Annotated in this window: 17 protein-coding genes and 2 pseudogenes; 9 read left to right on the forward strand and 10 right to left on the reverse strand. The window is 74.6% G+C overall.

The genetic code is table 11. The features are described 5' to 3' along the window. Window positions 1-35: 35 nt before the first annotated feature. The 5 genes from pucL to ACIRPP_RS11570 all read right to left on the reverse strand — a co-directional run bounded on the left by pucL (window position 36) and on the right by ACIRPP_RS11570 (window position 2,753). A complete protein-coding gene (gene pucL / locus ACIRPP_RS11550) occupies window positions 36-971 on the reverse strand; it encodes a factor-independent urate hydroxylase (protein WP_403640390.1) in 936 nt (311 codons plus the stop codon). A 6-nt stretch (window positions 972-977) separates the two neighbouring features. Then, window positions 978-1,382, reverse strand: a complete 405-nt coding sequence (gene uraH, locus ACIRPP_RS11555) for a hydroxyisourate hydrolase (RefSeq protein ID WP_403640393.1) — start codon at window positions 1,380-1,382, stop codon at window positions 978-980. 7 nt (window positions 1,383-1,389) lie between these two features. Beyond that, window positions 1,390-1,899: a 2-oxo-4-hydroxy-4-carboxy-5-ureidoimidazoline decarboxylase gene (gene uraD / locus ACIRPP_RS11560; RefSeq protein WP_403640396.1), complete on the reverse strand. Its 510-nt coding sequence runs from the start codon at window positions 1,897-1,899 to the stop codon at window positions 1,390-1,392. Between the two features lie 237 nt (window positions 1,900-2,136). After that, a complete protein-coding gene (locus tag ACIRPP_RS11565) occupies window positions 2,137-2,505 on the reverse strand; it encodes a helix-turn-helix domain-containing protein (RefSeq protein ID WP_164334865.1) in 369 nt (122 codons plus the stop codon). Continuing rightward, window positions 2,502-2,753, reverse strand: coding sequence for a hypothetical protein (locus ACIRPP_RS11570; RefSeq protein ID WP_403640400.1), 252 nt, complete (start codon window positions 2,751-2,753; stop codon window positions 2,502-2,504). Before ACIRPP_RS11570 ends, ACIRPP_RS11565 begins: the two co-directional genes overlap by 4 nt. Window positions 2,754-2,992: 239 nt before the next feature. Between ACIRPP_RS11570 and ACIRPP_RS11575 the strand changes: the two genes are divergently transcribed. From ACIRPP_RS11575 to ACIRPP_RS11590, 4 genes are all read left to right on the forward strand, one after another. Continuing rightward, window positions 2,993-3,850: a TIM barrel protein gene (locus ACIRPP_RS11575; RefSeq protein ID WP_403640403.1), complete on the forward strand. Its 858-nt coding sequence runs from the start codon at window positions 2,993-2,995 to the stop codon at window positions 3,848-3,850. A gap of 72 nt (window positions 3,851-3,922) precedes the next feature. After that, the gene (locus ACIRPP_RS11580; protein ID WP_403640405.1) at window positions 3,923-4,813 is read left to right on the forward strand and encodes a 2-hydroxy-3-oxopropionate reductase; all 891 of its coding nucleotides are present in this window, start codon (window positions 3,923-3,925) and stop codon (window positions 4,811-4,813) included. A gap of 522 nt (window positions 4,814-5,335) precedes the next feature. Next, window positions 5,336-5,575, forward strand: a complete 240-nt coding sequence (locus ACIRPP_RS11585; protein WP_403640408.1) for a hypothetical protein — start codon at window positions 5,336-5,338, stop codon at window positions 5,573-5,575. Window positions 5,576-5,741: 166 nt separating this feature from the next. Further along, complete coding sequence (locus ACIRPP_RS11590; protein WP_403640411.1) at window positions 5,742-6,437, forward strand: TIGR04222 domain-containing membrane protein; 696 nt, start codon at window positions 5,742-5,744, stop codon at window positions 6,435-6,437. A 90-nt stretch (window positions 6,438-6,527) separates the two neighbouring features. On the opposite strand, the gene gcl is transcribed toward ACIRPP_RS11590, so the two are convergent. Next, window positions 6,528-8,312 (reverse strand): glyoxylate carboligase, encoded by a 1,785-nt coding sequence (gene gcl / locus ACIRPP_RS11595; protein ID WP_403640414.1) that lies wholly within the window; start codon window positions 8,310-8,312, stop codon window positions 6,528-6,530. 350 nt (window positions 8,313-8,662) lie between these two features. On the opposite strand from gcl, the gene ACIRPP_RS11600 reads away from it, so the two are divergent. Both ACIRPP_RS11600 and ACIRPP_RS11605 read left to right on the forward strand, forming a co-directional pair. Beyond that, window positions 8,663-9,298 (forward strand): hypothetical protein, encoded by a 636-nt coding sequence (locus ACIRPP_RS11600; protein WP_403640417.1) that lies wholly within the window; start codon window positions 8,663-8,665, stop codon window positions 9,296-9,298. A 43-nt stretch (window positions 9,299-9,341) separates the two neighbouring features. After that, complete coding sequence (locus ACIRPP_RS11605) at window positions 9,342-9,863, forward strand: GNAT family N-acetyltransferase (RefSeq protein ID WP_403640420.1); 522 nt, start codon at window positions 9,342-9,344, stop codon at window positions 9,861-9,863. Window positions 9,864-10,044: 181 nt separating this feature from the next. On the opposite strand, the gene ACIRPP_RS11610 is transcribed toward ACIRPP_RS11605, so the two are convergent. The 3 genes and pseudogenes from ACIRPP_RS11610 to ACIRPP_RS11620 form a co-directional block, all read right to left on the reverse strand. Further along, window positions 10,045-10,185: a hypothetical protein gene (locus ACIRPP_RS11610; protein WP_403640423.1), complete on the reverse strand. Its 141-nt coding sequence runs from the start codon at window positions 10,183-10,185 to the stop codon at window positions 10,045-10,047. Then, window positions 10,182-10,681: pseudogene (locus ACIRPP_RS11615) on the reverse strand (AMP-binding protein); the annotation flags it as partial. The pseudogene ACIRPP_RS11615 and the gene ACIRPP_RS11610, both read right to left, overlap by 4 nt. Beyond that, a complete protein-coding gene (locus ACIRPP_RS11620) occupies window positions 10,678-12,351 on the reverse strand; it encodes an AMP-binding protein (protein WP_403640426.1) in 1,674 nt (557 codons plus the stop codon). The gene ACIRPP_RS11620 and the pseudogene ACIRPP_RS11615, both read right to left, overlap by 4 nt. 198 nt (window positions 12,352-12,549) lie before the next feature. Here ACIRPP_RS11620 and ACIRPP_RS11625 point away from each other — a divergent pair. From ACIRPP_RS11625 to ACIRPP_RS11635, 3 genes and pseudogenes are all read left to right on the forward strand, one after another. Then, window positions 12,550-13,120: pseudogene (locus ACIRPP_RS11625) on the forward strand (response regulator transcription factor). A 158-nt stretch (window positions 13,121-13,278) separates the two neighbouring features. Next, the gene (locus tag ACIRPP_RS11630; RefSeq protein ID WP_403640428.1) at window positions 13,279-16,089 is read left to right on the forward strand and encodes an ATP-binding protein; all 2,811 of its coding nucleotides are present in this window, start codon (window positions 13,279-13,281) and stop codon (window positions 16,087-16,089) included. A gap of 633 nt (window positions 16,090-16,722) precedes the next feature. Beyond that, entirely contained in the window at window positions 16,723-17,514 is a 792-nt protein-coding gene (locus ACIRPP_RS11635) for a S1 family peptidase (protein WP_403640431.1), read from the forward strand. Window positions 17,515-17,608: 94 nt separating this feature from the next. Here ACIRPP_RS11635 and ACIRPP_RS11640 read toward each other — a convergent pair whose 3' ends face one another. After that, entirely contained in the window at window positions 17,609-18,733 is a 1,125-nt protein-coding gene (locus tag ACIRPP_RS11640; protein ID WP_403640433.1) for a winged helix DNA-binding domain-containing protein, read from the reverse strand. Window positions 18,734-18,787: the final 54 nt, after the last annotated feature.

An 18,787-nucleotide genomic window follows, 5' to 3' on the forward strand; every position in this document is an offset into this window, starting at 1 on the left:
GGTTCCCCGGCCACGGGTGCCGAAATGCGGTGCGGTCAGAGGTTGGTCAGGTCGACCGGGATGAGCGCCTCGCAGCCCTCGCGCAGCACGGTGGCCTCGATCAGGCCGTAGGGGCGGTCGGAGGCGAAGTACACGGCCGAGTCGGCGGTGTCGTTCTTCAGCCCGAAGGGCTCCAGGTCCACCAGGAAGTGGTGGCTGTTGGGCAGGGAGAAGCGGACCTCGTCGATCTCGTCGCGCTGTTCCACGATGCGGGCGCCCATCTCGTAGAGCGTCTGCTGCAGGGAGAGCGAGTAGGTCTCGGCGAACGCCTCCAGCAGGTGCCGCCGGGTCTCGGCGTAGGACTCCTCCCAGTCGGGCATCGGCCGGGCGTCGTCGGTCCAGTTGAACCGCCAGCGGGCGGAGACGGAGGTGGCGAGGATGCGGTCGCGGGTCTCCTTCAGCGTGGTGTAGCGGTCCTTGACGTAGCCCCAGAACTCGGAGTCGGTGGAGTTCAGCACCGTCAGGTCCGTCAGGCCCGAGACGACCTCCCAGCGCTCGCCGTCGTAGGTGACCTGGGTGAGGCGGGTCTCCTGGCCCTTGCGGACGAAGGAGTGCTCGCCGCGGTCGGTGCCGGGGGCGGCGATCCGCTCCCAGGCGTACTCCTCGACGCGGATGCGGGCCCGGTGGATGGGCTCCTGCGAGGTGACGAAGTGGCGGGCGAGGTGGACGGCGAACTGCTCGGCCGACTCGATGCCGTGTTCCTTGGCGAAGGCGAAGACGGTGTTCTTGGTGGTGTCGGTCGGCAGGACGTGGGCGTTGGAGCCGGAGTAGTGGACGTCGTCCATGTCGCCGGAGAGGGCGACGGACACGTTGAGGTCCTTGATGTGGTGGGTGCTGCCGTCCCGGGTGATCCGGACGACGCGGTTCTCCGCCTTGCCGTACTGGTTCTGTCCCAGGACGACGGGGCGGGCGGGTCGGGAAGTGGCGGCCATGGTCTGCTAGCTCCCTCGGTAAACGGAGTAGCCGAACGGGCTGAGCAGCAGCGGAACGTGGTAGTGCTCGCCCGGCACGACGGCGAACGTGACCGCCACCTCCGGGAAGAACACGGCCGGTCCGCTGTCCCGGTGCGCGGGGGCGTCCTGCTGCGCGACGGCTTGCTTCTTCGCGTGCTGTTCGAAGTACGGCTCGACGGCGAAGCCGAGCCGTACGTGGGTGGTTCCCTCCGGCAGGGCCGGGAGGTCCTTGCACCGGCCGTCCGCGTCGGTGGCGGAGCCGCCGAGCTCCTGCCACCGCGCCTCCCGCCCGGCGCGGGCGGCGAGGTGGACGGCGACGCCCGCGGCGGGGCGGCCGGCGCTGGTGTCCAGGATGTGCGTGGACACGGAAGCGGTGGTGGTGGTGCTCATGGCTGCGTCAGTCCTCCGCGACGAGTCGGGCCAGTCGGATGCGGTTGATCTTCGCCAGTTCGGTGCGGACGGTCTCCCGCTCCTTCTCGGGCGGGTTGCCGATCCGTTCCCGGACCGCGTCCCGCATCTGCTCACCGGTCAGGCCGGTGGCGCAGATGAGGAACACATGGCCGAACCTCTCCTGGTAGGCCAGGTTCAGCTCCAGCATCTCCGCCCTGAGCGCGGCGGAGGCCGCGGACATGCCCGCCTGTTCGCGGGTGGACTCCGGATCGCCCGGCTGGGGGCGGCCTATCGGAGGGTGTGCGGTCATGGCCTCGGCGAGGTCGGCCGCCGTCAGGTCGGCCATGGCGGCGTCGGAGGCGGCGTACAGGTCCTCGGGGGTGGCGTAGGGGCGGGCGGCGAGCAGCTGCCCGGCCCATGCCGTGGAGGCGCACGCCTCCAGGAGTGCGGCGCGGGCCGCGCTCTCGTCGAGGGTGTTGAACCGGGCCAGACCCTGCGGCGTGTCGGTGGACGTCACGGGAGCCTCTCGGGGGCCGCGCACGGCCGTGGTGCCGGACGCGGGCATCGTGCGGAACGGTCGGGGCGCCGGACCGGTGGATGCCGGGCCGGCGTGCCGACAGTGAACGCCGCCCCACACGGCACGTCAACAGTTTGTTGAAAATTCGCGGGGCGGACAGCCGGCCGCCGGGCCGCGGTCACGCCACGAACGCGCTGGTGGGACGGGCCGGAGAGGGTTCCGGGACGCCCCCGCGCGTCAGGAGCCCTTCTCGCGGTTCAGGTAGTTGTAGACGGTGAAGCGGCTGACGCCGAGCGCGCTCGCCACCGTCTCCACGCCGTGCCGCACCGCGAAGGCGCCGCGCGCCTCCAGGCCGCGCACGATCTCCTGCTTGGCCTTGCGGTCCAGTTCCGCGAGCGGCCGGCCCCGGCGGCGTTCGAGGGCGGCCAGGATGTGATCGAGGGAGTCGGCGAGCTGCGGCAGGCGCACGGCGACGGCGTCGGCGCCCTGCCAGGCCAGCACGACGTCGTCCGGTCCGGCCTCGTCCGGTGGCAGCAGCTCCCCGCCGATGGCGTCGACCAGCGGCTTGACGGCCGCGATGAACGGCTCCTCCCCCGCGCCGCTCACGCCTGATCCTCCCCGATCACGTTGACCTGGAGCGAGACCCGGGTGGCGCCCGCGGCGAGGGTGCGGCGCAGCAGGGCGTCGACGGCGCCGAGCACGTCGTCGGCACCGCCCTCCACGGTGTTGCCGAACGGCCCGACGTCGACCGCGTCCAGCTGCGCCGCCTCGACGGTCTCGCGGGCCACCACGGCGTGCCGCGGGGCCTCGTCGAGGTCGAAGGGCTCGGTCGTGAACTCCACTCTCAATCGCACGCGCTCAACCTAACCCGCACCGGGGATCCGGGGCCCCAGGGCGGAGGGGAATGCCCCGGACCCCGCCGCCCCCTCTTGACAACCACGGACGACCGACGGCAATCTTCCAATGTGCAGAAAATAACTTCCGCATAGTGGAATTCATGGGCTCATCGAATACCGCCGGCGGAGGAGCGCACCCCCCGAGTCCCCGACGTCCGTCCCCGACGGCGTCCCGCCCACGGAAGGGAGCGGCCCCGATGCCGGGTTTCGACCGGAGTACAGCCGCCGACCAGCGCTTCAGCGTCAACCTGTCGATGCTGTTCACCGAACTCCCGCTCCTGGAGCGCCCCGCGGCCGCCGCCCGGGCCGGCTTCACCGCGGTGGAACTGTGGTGGCCCTGGACCGGCACCCCCATCCCGGAGCGGTCCGAGCTCGACGCGCTGCGCACGGCGATCGAGGACGCCGGTGTCCGCCTCACCGGACTGAACTTCTACGCCGGCCGGCTGCCCGGCCCCGACCGCGGCGCCCTGTCGGTGCCCGGTGAGGAGTCCGAGCGGTTCCGCGCCAACGTCGACGTGGCCGCCGGCTTCGCCGGCTCCCTCGGCTGCACGGCCCTGAACGCGCTGTACGGCAACCGCGTCGACGGCGTGGACCCGGCCGAGCAGGACGCGCTCGCGCTGGACAACCTCGCCCTCGCGGCCCGGGCCGCCGACCGGATCGGCGCGGTCCTGCTGATCGAGGCGCTCAACGCGCCGGAGTCGCCGCGGTATCCGCTGGTCTCCGCGCCCACCGCCGTCGAGGTGGTCGAGAAGGTCAACGCCGCGACCGGGCTGGACAACGCCCGGTTCCTGATGGACCTGTACCACCTGGCGATGAACGGCGAGGACCTCCCGGCGGTGATCGACCGGTACACCGCCCTGACCGGACACGTACAGATCGCCGACAGCCCCGGCCGCGGCGCCCCCGGCACCGGTTCGCTGCCGCTGGCCGGCCTGCTCGGCCGGCTGACGAGGGCGGGCTACACGGGCCCGGTCGGCCTGGAGTACAAGCCCGGCGGCCCCACGAGCGACCGGTCCTTCGACTGGCTCCCGCCCGAGGCGCGCGCCGCCCGCTGAACACCCCGGGCACCGGCGGCGCCGCCCGCGGCCGGACGCCCGCGCACTGAGAGAGGCAGAGAGGCAATCCCTATGAGCACGCTTCCCAAGGTCGCCTGGATCGGACTCGGCATCATGGGCTCCCCCATGTCCGAGAACCTGGTCAAGGCGGGCTACCAGGTCACCGGACACACCCTGGAGCAGGCCAAACTCGACCGTCTGACCGCCGCCGGCGGCACCGCGGCCGGCTCGGTCGCCGAGGCGGTCCGCGACGCGGACGTCGTCGTCACCATGGTGCCCGCCTCCCCGCAGGTCGAGGCCGTCGCGTACGGCCCCGACGGCATCCTGGAGAACGCGCGCCCCGGCACGCTGCTGATCGACATGTCCTCCATCACCCCGCAGACTTCCGTCGACCTGGCCGCCGCCGCGCGGGAGAAGGGCATCCGGGTGCTCGACGCCCCGGTGTCCGGCGGGGAGGCCGGAGCAATCGAGGCCGTGCTGTCCATCATGGTCGGCGGTGAGCAGGCCGACTTCGACGAGGCCCGGCCGCTCTTCGAGACGCTCGGCAGAACCGTCGTCCTGTGCGGCCCGCACGGCTCCGGCCAGACCGTGAAGGCCGCCAACCAGCTCATCGTCGCCGTCAACATCCAGGCGTGCGCCGAGGCCGTGGTCTTCCTGGAGAGGTCCGGCGTGGACCTGAAGGCCGCGCTGGACGTGCTGGGCGGCGGGCTGGCCGGCTCCACCGTCCTGACCCGCAAGAAGGACAACTTCCTGGCCCGCGACTTCGCGCCGGGCTTCCGCATCGACCTGCACCACAAGGACATGGGCATCGTCACCGACGCCGCCCGCGCCGTCGGTGCCGCGCTGCCCGTCGGCGCGGTCGTCGCCCAGCTGGTGGCGAGCCTGCGGGCGCAGGGCGACGGCGGCCTGGACCACTCCGCCCTGCTGCGCGCGGTCGAGCGGCTGTCCGGCACGGCGGCCTGACGCCGCGCCCTCCCGGCCTCCGGGCGGTGCCGGTGCCGACACCTGTTTCGTCGCGCCAAGGCACCGGCACCGCCCGGATCCCCCACCCCCACCCCACCGCCTTTCCACCGGAACGGCACACGAGCTCGCGTACGGCCCCTGACGGGAGGTCGGGACCGTACGCGCGGCCCGCACGGACTCCGCGGCGCCCCGACGAGGGGCACCGGGCGGAGTCCGGCGGGCGGGACGGGGACCCGCGGTGGCGTGCGAGCCAGTGCGGTGGTGAAGGCCCCGGCGCCACTCCTTCGACCTGAGGGGAGGAGCACCGGTGCCGTCGCACCCGCCGCGGTCCCCGTCCGGAACCGGCACCCCCGGCCCCGTCCGGCGGCGCGAACGTTCCGTCGCGCCCGGCCTCGCCCGCCGGACGGTCCACCTCCCCCACGGCCCCGGTGCGGACGACCCCGCACCGGGGCTCCCGCATGCCCGGGCCGGCACCGGCCGCCCCGGGGTGCGGACCGCGGCGGGGCGCAGCAGCCTGGAGACATGGCACCTCCCACCGAGCGGCCGCACATCGTGGTCCACGCGCCCGGCCTGGACGGCTCCCGCCGCGTCACCTCGGGCGACGAGACCCTGGGACTCGCCACGCACGCCGACGACGTGAGCGAGATCCTCCGGCTGGCCGACCTGTACGTGACCGACGTCGAGACCACCGACCTCGTCGAGTGGCAGGGCGGCGGCCCCGACGACTGGCCCGGGCTGTCCCGCCACCACCCCACGCCCTGACCTCGCGTACCGCAGGGGTCGTAGACGCGCTACGGCACCCTCAAATCAACCTCTGAACCGGGGCCGCCGAGGCGTGGACCGCCCGTCGCGGCGGGAAGAACGCCCGCACACGGGGCCCGCCGGCACGGGGGCGGCGGGCCCCGGCCCAGAGGGCCGGGGGTGCGCCATGGACGAAGGCACGACGCTCCACGGGGCGACGCCGCACGAGATCGCGCTGCTGCGGGGCGGCCCGCGGGCCGCGGTCACGGTCGCCGTGGTCGCCCTGCATCTGCGGGGCGCGGTGGAGCCCGGACCGCCGGGGACGGTCCGGGCGGTGCGCGGGCCGGGCGCGCGGGGCCTGCCCGCGCTCCCGCCGGCGGGGGTGCCGCTGGATCCCGCGGACGGCCGGCCGGGCGCCGTGACCCGCGCCGAACGGGCCCGGTACCTGGAGAGCGCGGTGCACTCCGGCCTCCACGAGCCGTGCACCGTGACGGAGTTGGCCGCCCACCCGGATGTCCGCTGGGCGGTGGCGGAAGTACGCGTCCCACTCGCCGAGGCGGGGCTGCTGCGCCACCCGCTGCTGCGGCCGACCCGGGCGGCCCGCCGACACGTGCGCGTCCTGCGCGCGGCGTGCCCGGTCCCCGCGAGCCGCCGCGGCCTGGCCGAGCGCACCGTCCTCCTCGTCACCGCCCTGCACGGCGAGCCCGCCCTGCGCGCCCTCGTGCCGCGCTTCGCCCTGCGGGCCGGCCTGGTGGCACGCGTCCCGCTGCGCGACGTCCGCCTCGTCAAGCGCTCCCCGTACGGGGGTCCTTGGGGCGGCGGCGGCTCGGGCGGCGCGCTCAGCTGCGGAGGGGGCGGCGGCTGCGGGGGCGGCGCGGACTGATCACTCCGGCACGCACGGGCACGGCTGCGGGCGGGCCGGCCCGTGGGGGCGGCCCGCCCGGTGCCGGAGGGTCTCCGGGGCTGCGGGGCCTCAGACCTCCAGCGGCCTGATGGCGGTGGGCGCGTGGCCCGGCTCGGTGGCGAGTTCCTCGAACTCGACGACCGCGCCGATGTCGTTGGTGGTCGACATGGCGATGTCGGTGACGCGTTCCAGGACGGCCTCGACGACGACCGGCACCCGGAACTCGGCCGCGAGGCGCTTCGCCTCCTCCAGGGCGGCGGCCAGCTCGCCCGGGCCGGTCACCCGGATCGCCTTGCAGCCCAGGCCCTCCGCGACCTTGACGTGGTCGACGCCGTAGACGCCCAGCTCGGGGCTGTTGATGTTCTCGAACTCCAGGTTGACCTGGAAGTCGATGTCGAAGGCCCGCTGTGCCTGGCGGATCAGGCCCAGGTAGGCGTTGTTGACCAGGACGTGGATGTAGGGGATGCGGTGCTGCGCGCCGACCGCCAGCTCCTCGATCATGAACTGGAAGTCGTAGTCGCCGGAGAGGGCCACCACCTGCGCGCCGGGGTCGGCCTTGGCCACGCCCAGCGCGGCGGGGACCGTCCAGCCGAGGGGGCCGGCCTGGCCGCAGTTGATCCAGTGCCGGGGCCGGTGGACGTGCAGCATCTGGGCGCCCGCGATCTGGGAGAGGCCGATGGTGGACACGTAGCGGGTCTCCGGGCCGAAGGCGCGGTTCATCTCCTCGTAGACGCGCTGCGGCTTGATCGGGACGTCGTCGAAGTGCGTACGGCGCTGGAGGGTGGCCCGCCGGTGCTGCGCGGCCGCCGCCCAGGCGGTGCGGTCGGGCAGCCGGCCCTGCGCACGGAGTTCCTTCGCGGTCTCGACGAACAGCTCCAGCGCGGCGCGGGCATCGGAGGCGATGCCGTAGTCCGGGGCGAAGATGCGGCCGATCTGGGTGGGTTCGATGTCGACGTGGACGAAGGTGCGGCCGGCCGTGTAGACGTCGATGCGCCCGGTGTGGCGGTTGGCCCAGCGGTTGCCGATGCCGAGCACGAAGTCGGACTCCAGGAAGGTCGCGTTGCCGTAGCGGTGCGCGGTCTGGAGGCCGACCATGCCGGCGTTGAGTTCGTGGTCGTCGGGGATGACGCCCCAGCCCATGAGGGTGGGCACGACGGGCACGCCGGTCAGTTCGGCGAACTGGACGAGGAGTTCGGCGGCGTCCGCGTTGATGACGCCGCCGCCCGCGACGATCAGCGGGCGCTCGGCCGCGTTCAGCAGGGCGAGGGCCTTCTCGATCTGGGCCCGGGAGGCGGCGGGGCGGTAGACCGGCAGCGGCTCGTAGGTGTCGGGGTCGAACTCGATCTCCGTCTGCTGGACGTCGATCGGCAGGTCGATCAGCACGGGGCCGGGTCGCCCGGAGCGCATCAGGTGGAACGCCTTCTGGAAGACGCCCGGCACCTGGGCAGCCTCCAGCACGGTGACCGCCATCTTGGTGACCGGCGCGGCGATCGAGGCGATGTCGACGGCCTGGAAGTCCTCCTTGTGGATCACCGCGGTCGGGGCCTGGCCGGTGATGCACAGGATCGGCACGGAGTCACCGGTCGCGGAGTACAGGCCGGTGATCATGTCGGTGCCGGCGGGGCCGGAGGTGCCGATGCAGACACCGATGTTGCCGGGCCGGGTGCGGGTGTAGCCCTCGGCCATGTGCGAGGCGCCCTCCACATGGCGGGCGAGGGTGTGGGTGATGCCGCCGGATGCCTTGAGCGCCGCGTAGAAGGGGTTGATCGCCGCGCCGGGAACACCGAACGCGTCGGTGACGCCCTCGCGCTTGAGGATCTCAACTGCCGCGCGGGCAGCGGTCATTCGAGCCATGGAGTACTCCTGCTTCGGCCGTCGGATTCGCACTCCCGTCGCGCCCCGCGGTGAGCTCCTCCGGTGGGAACCTGCTCGACTTCCGCCCGTTTTCCACTATGCGGAAGCCTTCTTCTGCTATCTGGAATGAAGGTAGGGCGGCCGGACGAAGCCCGTCAAGAGAGCGCCCGTCGAGAGAACGTCGAGAGAACAAGGGGGCCGGGGCGGGACGGATGCGCCCGCCGCCTGGCGGCCGGGCCCGGGCCGACGGGCGGCGGTGGCCCCAAGTGGCGGACAGGCGGGCGGCCGAGGGAGGACGATGGGGACCACGAGGTGCCGGACCCGGGGGACGGTCCGGGAACGGGGTGGCCATGTCCGAGTACCTGACGGTGCGCTGTCCGGTCTGCCGCCGGACACACCGCTACACGCTCCCGTCGTATCCCTGCGCCTGCGGCGCCCCGGTCGCGCCGCCCCTGGACCGGCACCGGCCCGCCGTCCCCGTGGTCCACCGGGCCTGGCAGGAGGAATGGGTCACCGTGCGGTGCGCCGCCTGCGGCCTGCCCGGCGAGTGGCCGCGGCCCGAACTGGGCTGCCCCTGCGGGACGTCGCTGCGGATCCCGGTGACGGAGGACCGGACGGCGGCGACACCGGACGGGCAGGTGCCGGACGCGGTCGCGGCGGCCGAGCGGTACCTGCGCCGCCTCGGGTACCGGGACCTGCGCCGGACCGGGCGGCGCCTGCCGTCCGGCGTGTGGCTCAGGGGCCCCGGCGTCCTCGCCCAGGTCGACCCGGCGGCGCCGCCCGCGACGGAACGGGACGTGGAGTGCCTGTGGCTGGCGGCGCTGGCCGAGTCCCGGCGGGGCGTCCACTTCTCCCGCGCCGGACACACCGACGGCGCCCGCGCCCGCGGCGACGCCCTCGGTGTCCCGCTGTTCCTCATCGGCCGCGACGGCGTCCCCCGGCCGGTGAACCCGCCCGCCGACGGCCTGGACGCCACCGGGGCCTGAAATCCCGGGGACGCATGGGGCCCGGGCGGCCGATACTCGGCGCATGCGCATCCGTCCCGCCGCCCCCGGCGACCTGCCCGCCCTCCAGGACATCGAACGGGCCGCCGGTGCCCCCTTCCGCGACGTCGGCATGGCGGAGATCGCCGACGACGAGCCGCCCTCGCTGGGGATGCTGGAACGCTACCGGCGGGCGGGCCGGTGCTGGGTCGCGGCCGACGGCGCGGGCCGGCCCGCCGGATATCTGCTGGCCGAGCCCGTCGACGGCGCGCTGCACGTCGAGCAGGTCTCGGTCCACCCGCGCGCCGCCCGCCGGGGCGTGGGCCGGGCCCTCCTGGAACACGCCGCCGGCCGCGCCCGCGAGGAGGGGCTGACGGCGCTGACCCTGACCACGTTCGCCGACGTCCCGTGGAACGCGCCCTACTACGCCCGGCTCGGCTTCCGGGTCCTGCCGCCGGACGGACTGCCGGACGGGCTGCGCCGCATCGTCACCGAGGAGGCGGAACACGGGCTGGCCCGGTGGCCCCGCGTGTGCATGCGGAGGGAGGTACCGCCGCACGACTGCTGACGGGTGGGCCACCGCCGGACCGGAGGGGGCGGCACGGCTGAGGACGGGTGGGCGGCTCCCTCGGCCGGAGGGCGTCACACGGCTGCCGACCGGCAAGAAGGCGGCACCCCGCGCCTGAGGGCACCGCGCGGCTGCCGGACCGGCGGGCGGCACCCCGCGCCGGAGGGCACCGCACGCCCGCTCACCCCGGACCAGAGGGCGCCGCACCCCCGCTCAGACCGGCCACCGTGCCCTCCGTGTGGCGCTCGCGCAGCTCCACCTTGCGGACCTTGCCCGGCACGGTCATCGGGAGGGAGTCCGGCAGGCTCAGCCGGCTCGGCACCGTCCGCGCACCTGGTCGACCAGGGCGCGGTAGTCGCTGCTTTCGTGGGCGATAGAGGCGATCAGCACACCGATACCGGCCTGCTTCAGCACGTACTCCGGCCCGTGGGCGCGGTACGCCGGGTTGGTGTTGACCATGATCGCGCCGATGCGGGCGGTGGCGAACCGCACGAGGACCCTCCCCCCTGCCTCACAGGCGTGGGAGGTGCCCCCAGGGGCAGTTGACCGCCCGGATGCCCACTGACCGCCCGGATGCCCACCCGGTCGCCGGTCGTGACGCCCTTGGCGAGCAGTCCGCGCGCCACCTCGTCGACGGCCGCGCCGAACTCGGTGTACGTCCAGCGCCGTCCGGAGGGGACGTCGACCAGGGCCTCGCGGTCGGGCCAGGCCGCGACAGCGCGGGCGAGGTCGGCGCCGATGGTGTCGCCGAGCAGCGGGGTCGTGCTCGTGCCGTGGGCGTACGACAGGGCGGTGGGCGCCGGGGATGCGGTGGTCACCGGAAGTCCTCCTCGCGGTACTCGGCGGCGGAACCCGCGGCGGTGGCCTCGCGCAGCGCGATGCGGCGGATCTTGCCGGAGACGGTCTTGGGCAGCTCCCCGAACTCCAGGCGGCGGATCCGCTTGTAGGGGGCGAGGGTGCGGTGGGAGTGCTCGAAGAGGGCCTTCGCGGTGTCCGGTCCCGGCTCCCAGCCCTCGGCGAGGACGATGTACGCCTTGGGCACGGCGAGCCGCAGCGCGTCCGGGGCGGGCACCACGGCGGCCTCGGCCACCGCCTCGTGCTCCAGCAGGGCGCTCTCCAGCTCGAACGGGGAGATCTTGTAGTCGGACGCCTTGAACACGTCGTCGGCGCGACCCACGTAGGTGATGTAGCCGTCGGCGTCCCGGGAGCCGATGTCGCCGGTGCGGTAGTGGCCGCCCGCCATGGCCTCGGCGGTGCGGTCGGGGTCGCCGTGGTAGCCGGTCATCAGGCCGACCGGGCGGTCGGACAGGTCGATGGCGATCTCCCCCTCGGCGGCGCCGGGCGCACCGGAGACGGGGTCGAGGAGGTCGATGCGGTAGCCGGGGCTGGGGCGGCCCATGGAGCCGGTCTTCAGCGGCTGTCCGGGGCTGTTGGCCACCTGCACGGCGGTCTCGGTCTGCCCGAAGCCGTCCCGGATGTCCACCCCCCACAGGCGGCGGACCTGTTCGATGACCTCGGGGTTGAGCGGTTCGCCCGCGGCGACGACCTCGCGGGGCGGGCGGGCCAGGCGGGTCAGGTCGGCCTGGATCAGCATGCGCCACACGGTCGGCGGGGCGCAGAAGGTGGTGACCCCGGCGCGGTCCATCTCGGCCATCAGCCGGCCCGCGTCGAAGCGGGTGTAGTTGTACAGGAAGACGGTCGCCTCGGCGTTCCACGGGGCGAAGAGGTTGGACCAAGCGTGCTTGGCCCAGCCGGGCGACGAGATGTTCAGGTGCACGTCGCCGGGCCGCAGCCCGATCCAGTACATGGTGGCCAGGTGCCCGACGGGGTACGAGGTGTGGGTGTGCTCGACCAGCTTGGGGCGGGCGGTGGTGCCGGAGGTGAAGTACAGCATCAGCGGGTCGTCGGCGAGGGTCGGCCCGTCGGGCGCGTAGTGCTCGGCCGCGCCGTAGGCGTCCTCGTAGGGCAGCCAGGCGGTGCCCGCGCCCGCCCCGACCGCGATGCGGGTGTAGTCGCCCGGCACCTCGTCGAACTTGGCGGTGTCGGCGGCGCGTGCGATCACGTGCCGCACGCGCCCCCGGTCGACGCGGTCGCGCAGGTCGGCGGCGCCGAGCAGCGGGGTGGCGGGGATGACCACGGCGCGCAGCTTCATCGCCGCGAGGGCGGTCTCCCACAGTTCGGCCTGGTTGCCGAGCATGACCAGCACCCGGTCCTCGGCCCGTACGCCCTGCTGACGCAGCCAGTTGGCGGCCTGGTCGGAGCGGCGGGCGAGGTCGGCGAAGGACAGCCGGGTGGCGCCGCCGTCCTCCTCGACCAGGTGCAGGGCGGTGCGGTCGTTGCCGTCCGCGATCACGTCGAACCAATCGAGCGCCCAGTTGAACCGCTCGGGCCTCGGCCAGGTGAAGCCGGCGTGGGCGGTGGCGTAGTCCTCGCGGTGTTCCAGCAGGAAGTCCCGGGCCCTGCGGAACTCTTCCGTCGCCGTCGTCATCGTTGCTCCGGTTCCTCTTCTCCGTCCGGGCGCGCTTGGGCGGGCTCCGGATCGGTGTCGGGAGCCCTGCGGCTCGTGTACCCCCCGGCGCCGGACCTTGCCGGGCGGCCGTGGTCCATCGTGTAATCCGTGATGCAGGTCTCACTACCCCCGATCGGGGGTGAGGCGCGCTCGGAACCGCGACGAAGGGGCGATCAGGTGACGACTGACCCGTGGGGAGCGGCCGGCGTGGCGGAGATCCGCGGCGCGCCGGCCCGGCTGCGGCGCACCGCCGGGCTGCCGGTCGCCTTCGGGGGTCTGGTGGAGGCCGGGCGGCACCAGGTGCGGATCAGTGAGCCGTCCGGTACGGCGACGCCCGCACCGCGCTCCCCGGCGGTGACCTCCGGCACCGGGCCGGTCGGCCCGGCGGTCGCCCTGGCCCGGCCGTGCGCGGTGACGGACCACTCCGGCTCCCGCCGGATCAGCCACGAGGACGACGCACCGGTCGCCGCGGAGGGCCTGCGCTCGGTGGTTCCAGCACCGTCACCCGGCTCCCGCGCCGGTGCACGCGCCCGGCCCGGCGGCCCCGGCCGGGGTGCGGCTCACGCCCCGGGAGGCGGACGTGCTCGGGTGCGTGACGGCCGGGGCGACCAACGCGGTGACCGTGCGGCAGCCGGGTGTGACGGCCGAAACCGTCAAGGCGTACCTGCGGTCGGCGATGCGCAAGCTGGGCGCGCGGACCAGCGGGGAGGCCGTGGTCGCGGCACGGAGGGCGGGGTGGTTGCCGTAGGTTTGCGGTGATTTCCCGCCAGGGTGCTATTTCCGTGGGCGGGGCATTGGATTTTTCCGGATGTCGCTGCACTGTTATTTCCCTCACCACGCCGTCCGTCCGAAATGAAAGAGTCGATTGCCTAATATTGGCCAGGACACGACACTCGGAGGGGAGCGGTGACCGTGCAAGGGGACTTCAAGGAGCCTGCCAGGTGCCGCCCCGACCTGGTCATCGGCCGGGAGGAGTTGTACGCGGACGCCCGCGGGCAGCTCGCCGGGGGCGGCAGTGTGCTGCTCCACGGGCCCGCTGGAATAGGAAAATCGACCGTGCTGCGGGCACTTGCGGCGGAAAACGCCGGCGGCGCGCGGACCGTGTTGCGCTGTTCGGCCACCGAGTCCGAATCCCATCTGCCGTTCCTGGCGTTGGCCGATCTGTTCGGTCTCGTCCTGGACCGGGTGTCCGCCGGGCTGCCCGCCGCGCAGCGCACCGCCCTGGAGTCGGCGCTCACCGGCCGCGGCGAGTCCTCCCTCCAGCGCGACGGGCTCGCGCTGCGGCTGGCCGTCCTGTCGACGCTGCGGGCGCTGGCCGCCGAGGGCCCCGTCCTGGTCGTCGCCGACGACCTCCAGTGGCTGGATTCGGCCAGCGCCGAACTCCTCGGGTTCGCCGCCCGGCGCCTGGGCGACACCCCGGTGCAGATGCTGTGCGCGGTGCGCACCGAGGGCCAGGAGTACGACCGGCACCTGCGGGCCTGCCCGCCGGACACCCACGCGGTGCGGCTGGGCCCGTTCTCCCGCTCCCAGGTGTCCGCGCTGCTCGACCACCGCGGCTACACCGGGCTGTCCCGCTCCACCGTCCGCGACATCCACCGCACCAGCGGCGGCAACCCGCTGTTCGCGCTGGAGCTGGGCCGCGCCCTCGCCGAGAGTCCCACCCGGCCCCGGCCGGGCGAGCCGCTGCCGGTGCCGACCTCACTGCGGGCCCTGGTGCTCAGCCGCCTGGGCATGCTGTCCGACGAGGCGCGCCGCACCCTGCTGGTGGCCAGCGCGGGCGCGCGGCCCACGCTGGCGCTGCTGCACGCGGCCGGACGTGACCAGGCCGAGGCGGAGACCGCGCAGGCCGCCGCCCTGGGGCTGCTGACGACCGACCCGGAGGACCCGGCCCTGCGGTTCGCGCACCCGCTGATCTCGGCGGCGCTGTACGCGGAGGCCCCGGTGCACGAGCGGCGGGCCGTGCACACCGCGCTGTCCACGGCGGCCTCCGACCCCATCGAACGCGCCCGGCACCTCGCCCTGGCGACCACCGGCACCGACCCGGACGTGGCCGCCCGCCTCGCCGGGGCCGCCGCGCTGGCCCGCGACCGGGGCGCGCCGTCCGTCGCCGCCTCGCTCGGGCTGCTCGCGGCCCGGCACACCCCGGGCGGCAGCGCGCCGGGCCCGGACGAGCGGCGGTTGCAGGCCGCCGAGGACGCGATCATCGCCGGGGAGGCCGACCTGGCCCGGGACATCGCCCGGGAGGTGCTGACCCGGGCGAGCGTGCCGGCGGAGCGGGTGCGCGCCTGGATGGTCGTCATCGAGGCGGCCGGGCAGGCCCTCGGCGAGGTCGACGCGGTCTTCCCGCAGGTCCTCGCCGACGCCGGGGACGACCCGAAGCTGCTGGCCCTGGTCCACTACCAGCTGGCCTGGCGGGAGCTGGTGGTGCACGGCGACTTCGACAAGGCACGCCAGGAGGCCGCGCACGCGGCGGAGCTGGCCGCCCGGGGCGAGGACCGGCGCACCGAGCTGATGGCGCTCGCCTTCCAGTCGTCCACCGAGACCCTGATGGGCCACCCGGACGCCGCCGCGACCGTCAAGCGGGCCCTGCGCGAACCGCAGGACCCCTACGTGGCCTGCCACCACAACGGCGCGGGCATGGCCCGGTTCCGCTGGCTGCTGATGAGCGACCAGCTGCCGCAGGCCCGCACCACCATCACCGGACTGCTGCGCGAGGCGCGGCGGCGCGGCATGGTCGAGAGCGAGGTGCACTTCCTGCGCTTCCTCGCCGACACCGAACTGCGCACCGGCCACTGCGGCCGGGCCCTGGACCTGGCCCGCGAGAGCCTGCGGCTGGCCCGGGACTCCGGGATCGGGGAGGGCGCCTCGGCGATGCTGGCCTCCCTCGCGGAGGCGTCCGGCGGCGACGTGGACCGGGCGCTGGCCCTGGCCCGGGAAGCGGCCGACCACGCCGAGGTGGACGGCGACCAGATGTACCTCTCCCGCGCCCTGGCCGCCCTGGGCTACGCCCAGCTGGTGGCCGGGGACGCGGCGGGCGCGGTGCGTTCGCTGCGCCGGGTGCGGGAGCTGGAGCAGGGCATGGGCATCACCGACCCGGCCCGGGGACGCTGGCACGGGGACCTCGCCGAGGCGCTGGTGCGCGTCGGGGAGCCCGCGGAGGCGCAGGAACTCATCAACCGCACCCGCGCGCACGCCCTGCGGCTGGACCGCGGGGGCGTGCTGGCCGTCCTGGACCGCGCGGAGGCGCTGGTGCGCGCGGCACGGGGTGAACACCAGGCCGCCGAGGCGCAGTTGACGTCGGCCCAGGACCGGCTGGGCGCGCTGGGCTACGGGCTGGAGGAGGCCCGCGCGGCCTTCGTGCTGGCCCGGCTGCGCGCCCGCCGCCCCGGTGCGGTGGCCTACGAGGAGGCGGCGCGGCTGTTCCGGCGCTGCCGTGCCGTGCCGTGGCTGCGCCAGGTGGACGCGGCGGTCGCCGCCGGCCCGGTGCGGCCGGAGACGGTCCCGGCGGCGGCCTCGGACGCGCTGGACGGCCTGGCGTCGATGGAACGGCAGGTGGCCTCGCTGGTGATGGAGGGGGCCACCAACCGGGAGATCGCCGGCCGGCTGTTCATCAGCGTCAAGACGGTCGAGGCGACCCTCACCCGGGTCTACCGCAAACTCGGCATCCGCTCCCGCGTCGACATCGTCCGCCTGGCGGCGGGGCGGCGTACACAGTAGGCCTCGACGGGCGGCCCGGAGGGGGGAGTTGGCGCCTTCCGGGCGGGTGGGGCGGGGTCAGGGGCGGGCCTGGGGAGCGCGGCGTTTATCGCCGTGGGGCGGCTGCCTGTGCTGCGCCTCGCGATTCGCGCCGGAGGCTGCCCGCGCCGTGCCGCACGATCCACGCCGGAGGCTGCCCGCGCCGTGCCGCACGATCCACGCCGGAGGCTGCCCGCGCCGTGCCGCACGCCGGCCGGGTGCTCCTCCCGGCGCCGGGGTACCGGTTTCCGGCCAACGGCCCGCCGTCCGGTGTGTTCTCCTGTCGCCGGGCCGCCTCTCCCCCGCCGAGCGCCCGTTTCCGGCCAACGGCCGCCGTCCGGCGGGCCGGCCACCGTTTCGGGGCGGCCGGCCACCGTTTCGGGCCGACCGGGTGCCGTCGAGCCGTCCGGCCGCCGTCGAGTCGGCCGGGTCCGCCCGGGAACCGAGGGTTTTCCCTGCCCAACTCCCGTAGGGGCTTCCCTCATTGGGGGCGTGCGCCGGTGCTCGTAGCGTAAGTCCGTGCCGCTCGCCGGGCACACGGGGCCGGTTCACCGGACCTCGTGCTCCACCCCCCACCCCGCGCGACCCCCCACCGGCAACCCTCCGAGGAGAACCATGTCCGGGTTCACCCGCGCCAAGAAGGCCGCCGCCGTCCTCGCGGCAACCGCTGCCGCCGCCGCGACCGCGCTGTTCACCGCCCCGGCCGCGAGCGCCGCCCCCCAGCCCGTCGTCGGCGGTACGACGACCACGACGTCCGCGTACCCGTTCATGATGCAGATCACCGACGCCTCGCAGGACCAGTTCTGCGGCGGCACCCTGGTCACCCCCACGAAGGTCGTCACCGCCGCGCACTGCATGGTCGGCGAGACCACCGGCAGCGTGCGCGTGGTCGGCGGACGCACCTACCTCAACGGAACGAACGGCACCGTCGCCCGGGTCAGCCGGATCTGGATCCACCCCGACTACCGCAGCGTCACCCGCGGCGACGACGTGGCCGTGCTGACGCTGTCCACGCCGATGCCCTACACGACGGCACCGTACGTCTCCCCCACCGACACCTCCGTGTACGCGGCCGGGACCACCGCCCGCATCCTCGGCTGGGGCACGACCCGCTCCGGCGGCACCTCCTCCAACCAGCTGCGCACCGCCACCGTGCCCACCGTGTCCGACAGCAGCTGCCGCACCTCCTACGGCTCGCGCTACGTGCCGAGCGACATGGTGTGCGCCGGCTACTCCTCCGGCGGCGTGGACACCTGCCAGGGCGACAGCGGCGGGCCGCTGCTGATCGGCGGGCGCCTGGCCGGGATCACCTCCTGGGGCGACGGCTGCGCCGCGGCCGGCTCCCCCGGCGTCTACACCCGGCTGACCACGTTCTCCGCGCAGGTCACCGCCCAGATCAACAGGTAGCCGCCAAAGGTGCCCGGCGGTCCGCCGGGCGAACAGACCAGGGGGCGTTGCGGGCTTCCACGAGCAGCCCGCAACGCCCCCTCTCCATGCGGTGTCACGCCCGTACGGTCCCGAAGCGGACGTCGTACGCCGTACCGGGGTGCATCACCGCCAGCATGCGCCGCCCCTCGGCCTCGACCTCCGCGCGCCGGGCCCGGTCGAGCCGGCCCAACGGCTCGACGGTCAGAGCGTGTTCGTCCAGCCGCCACACTCCGGCGAGAAAGCCGTCGACGAGGAGCGCGGGGTAGGCGGTGTTGCCCCGCCACGTGCTGCCCCAGTGCTCGGCGGGCACGACCCGGGTGCGGTCGGCGTGGGACAGCAGCAGGTTGTCGAACTCGGGCAGGAAGCGGGGCGGCGCCGGGGTGCCGGGGTCGGGGCGGGGCGCGTCGGGAAGGTCGAAGAGTTCGGTGCCGCTCTCGTCGCGGAAGGTGACGAGCCGGGGCCGGAGCCGCTCGAAGGCGGGGCGCAGCCGGGTCAGGCCGGCCCACGTCTGCATGTCCTTGACCGAGGCCGGTCCGAACGCGGCGAGGTAGCGCAGCACCGTCGCGTCGGGCGTCTCGGGCGCGGGCTCGGCCGGGCGCCCCAGCCAGTGCTCGGCCGTGGTGAGCGTGACCTGCCCGCTGCGGCCCCACAGTCCGCGCGGGGTGATCTGGACCAGGGGCAGCTTGCAGCGGGCGGCGACCCCCAGGGCCTGCGGGTCGGCGTCCGGCCAGTGGGCGAGCAGGGCCTCGCGCAGCTGCTTCATGGTGCGCGGCTCCTCCTCGACCAGCTCACGGGCGAGCGCGGCGAGCCGGTCGAGGTCCACCCCGGCGAGCCCTTTACGGAACAGGGTGAGCTCGCGGTCGCGGGCGGGCTGCACGAGGGGCCGCAGGGTCAGGCAGTCGTCGGCGGTGTGGGTGTGGATGGTCGAGCGCAGGGTCACGATGCGGACGACCTCGCGGTCGGCCATCGGGCCGGACAGCGCCTCGGGTGTGAAGCCGTCGAGGCGGGCGGCGAGCGCGTAGTAGGGCGGCTTCACGTTCTGCGCCTGGAGGCCGACCAGGTGGCCGACCGCTTCCCGGGCGGACACCGGCGCGGGGCGCAGGAGCAACTGCCGTGCCAGTGTGGCCCGGTTCAGGGCCCGGGGGCCGAGCACGGCGACCGGCCGCCCGGTGGCGCTCCGCTTGCTCTTCGTGGTCATACCGGCAGGCTAACGAGCCTTGCGGCCGGTTTCTGTCCGCAAGTCCGGTCATGT

Source organism: Streptomyces sp. NPDC101219 (assembly GCF_044767675.1).
Taxonomy (GTDB): Bacteria; Actinomycetota; Actinomycetes; order Streptomycetales; family Streptomycetaceae; genus Streptomyces.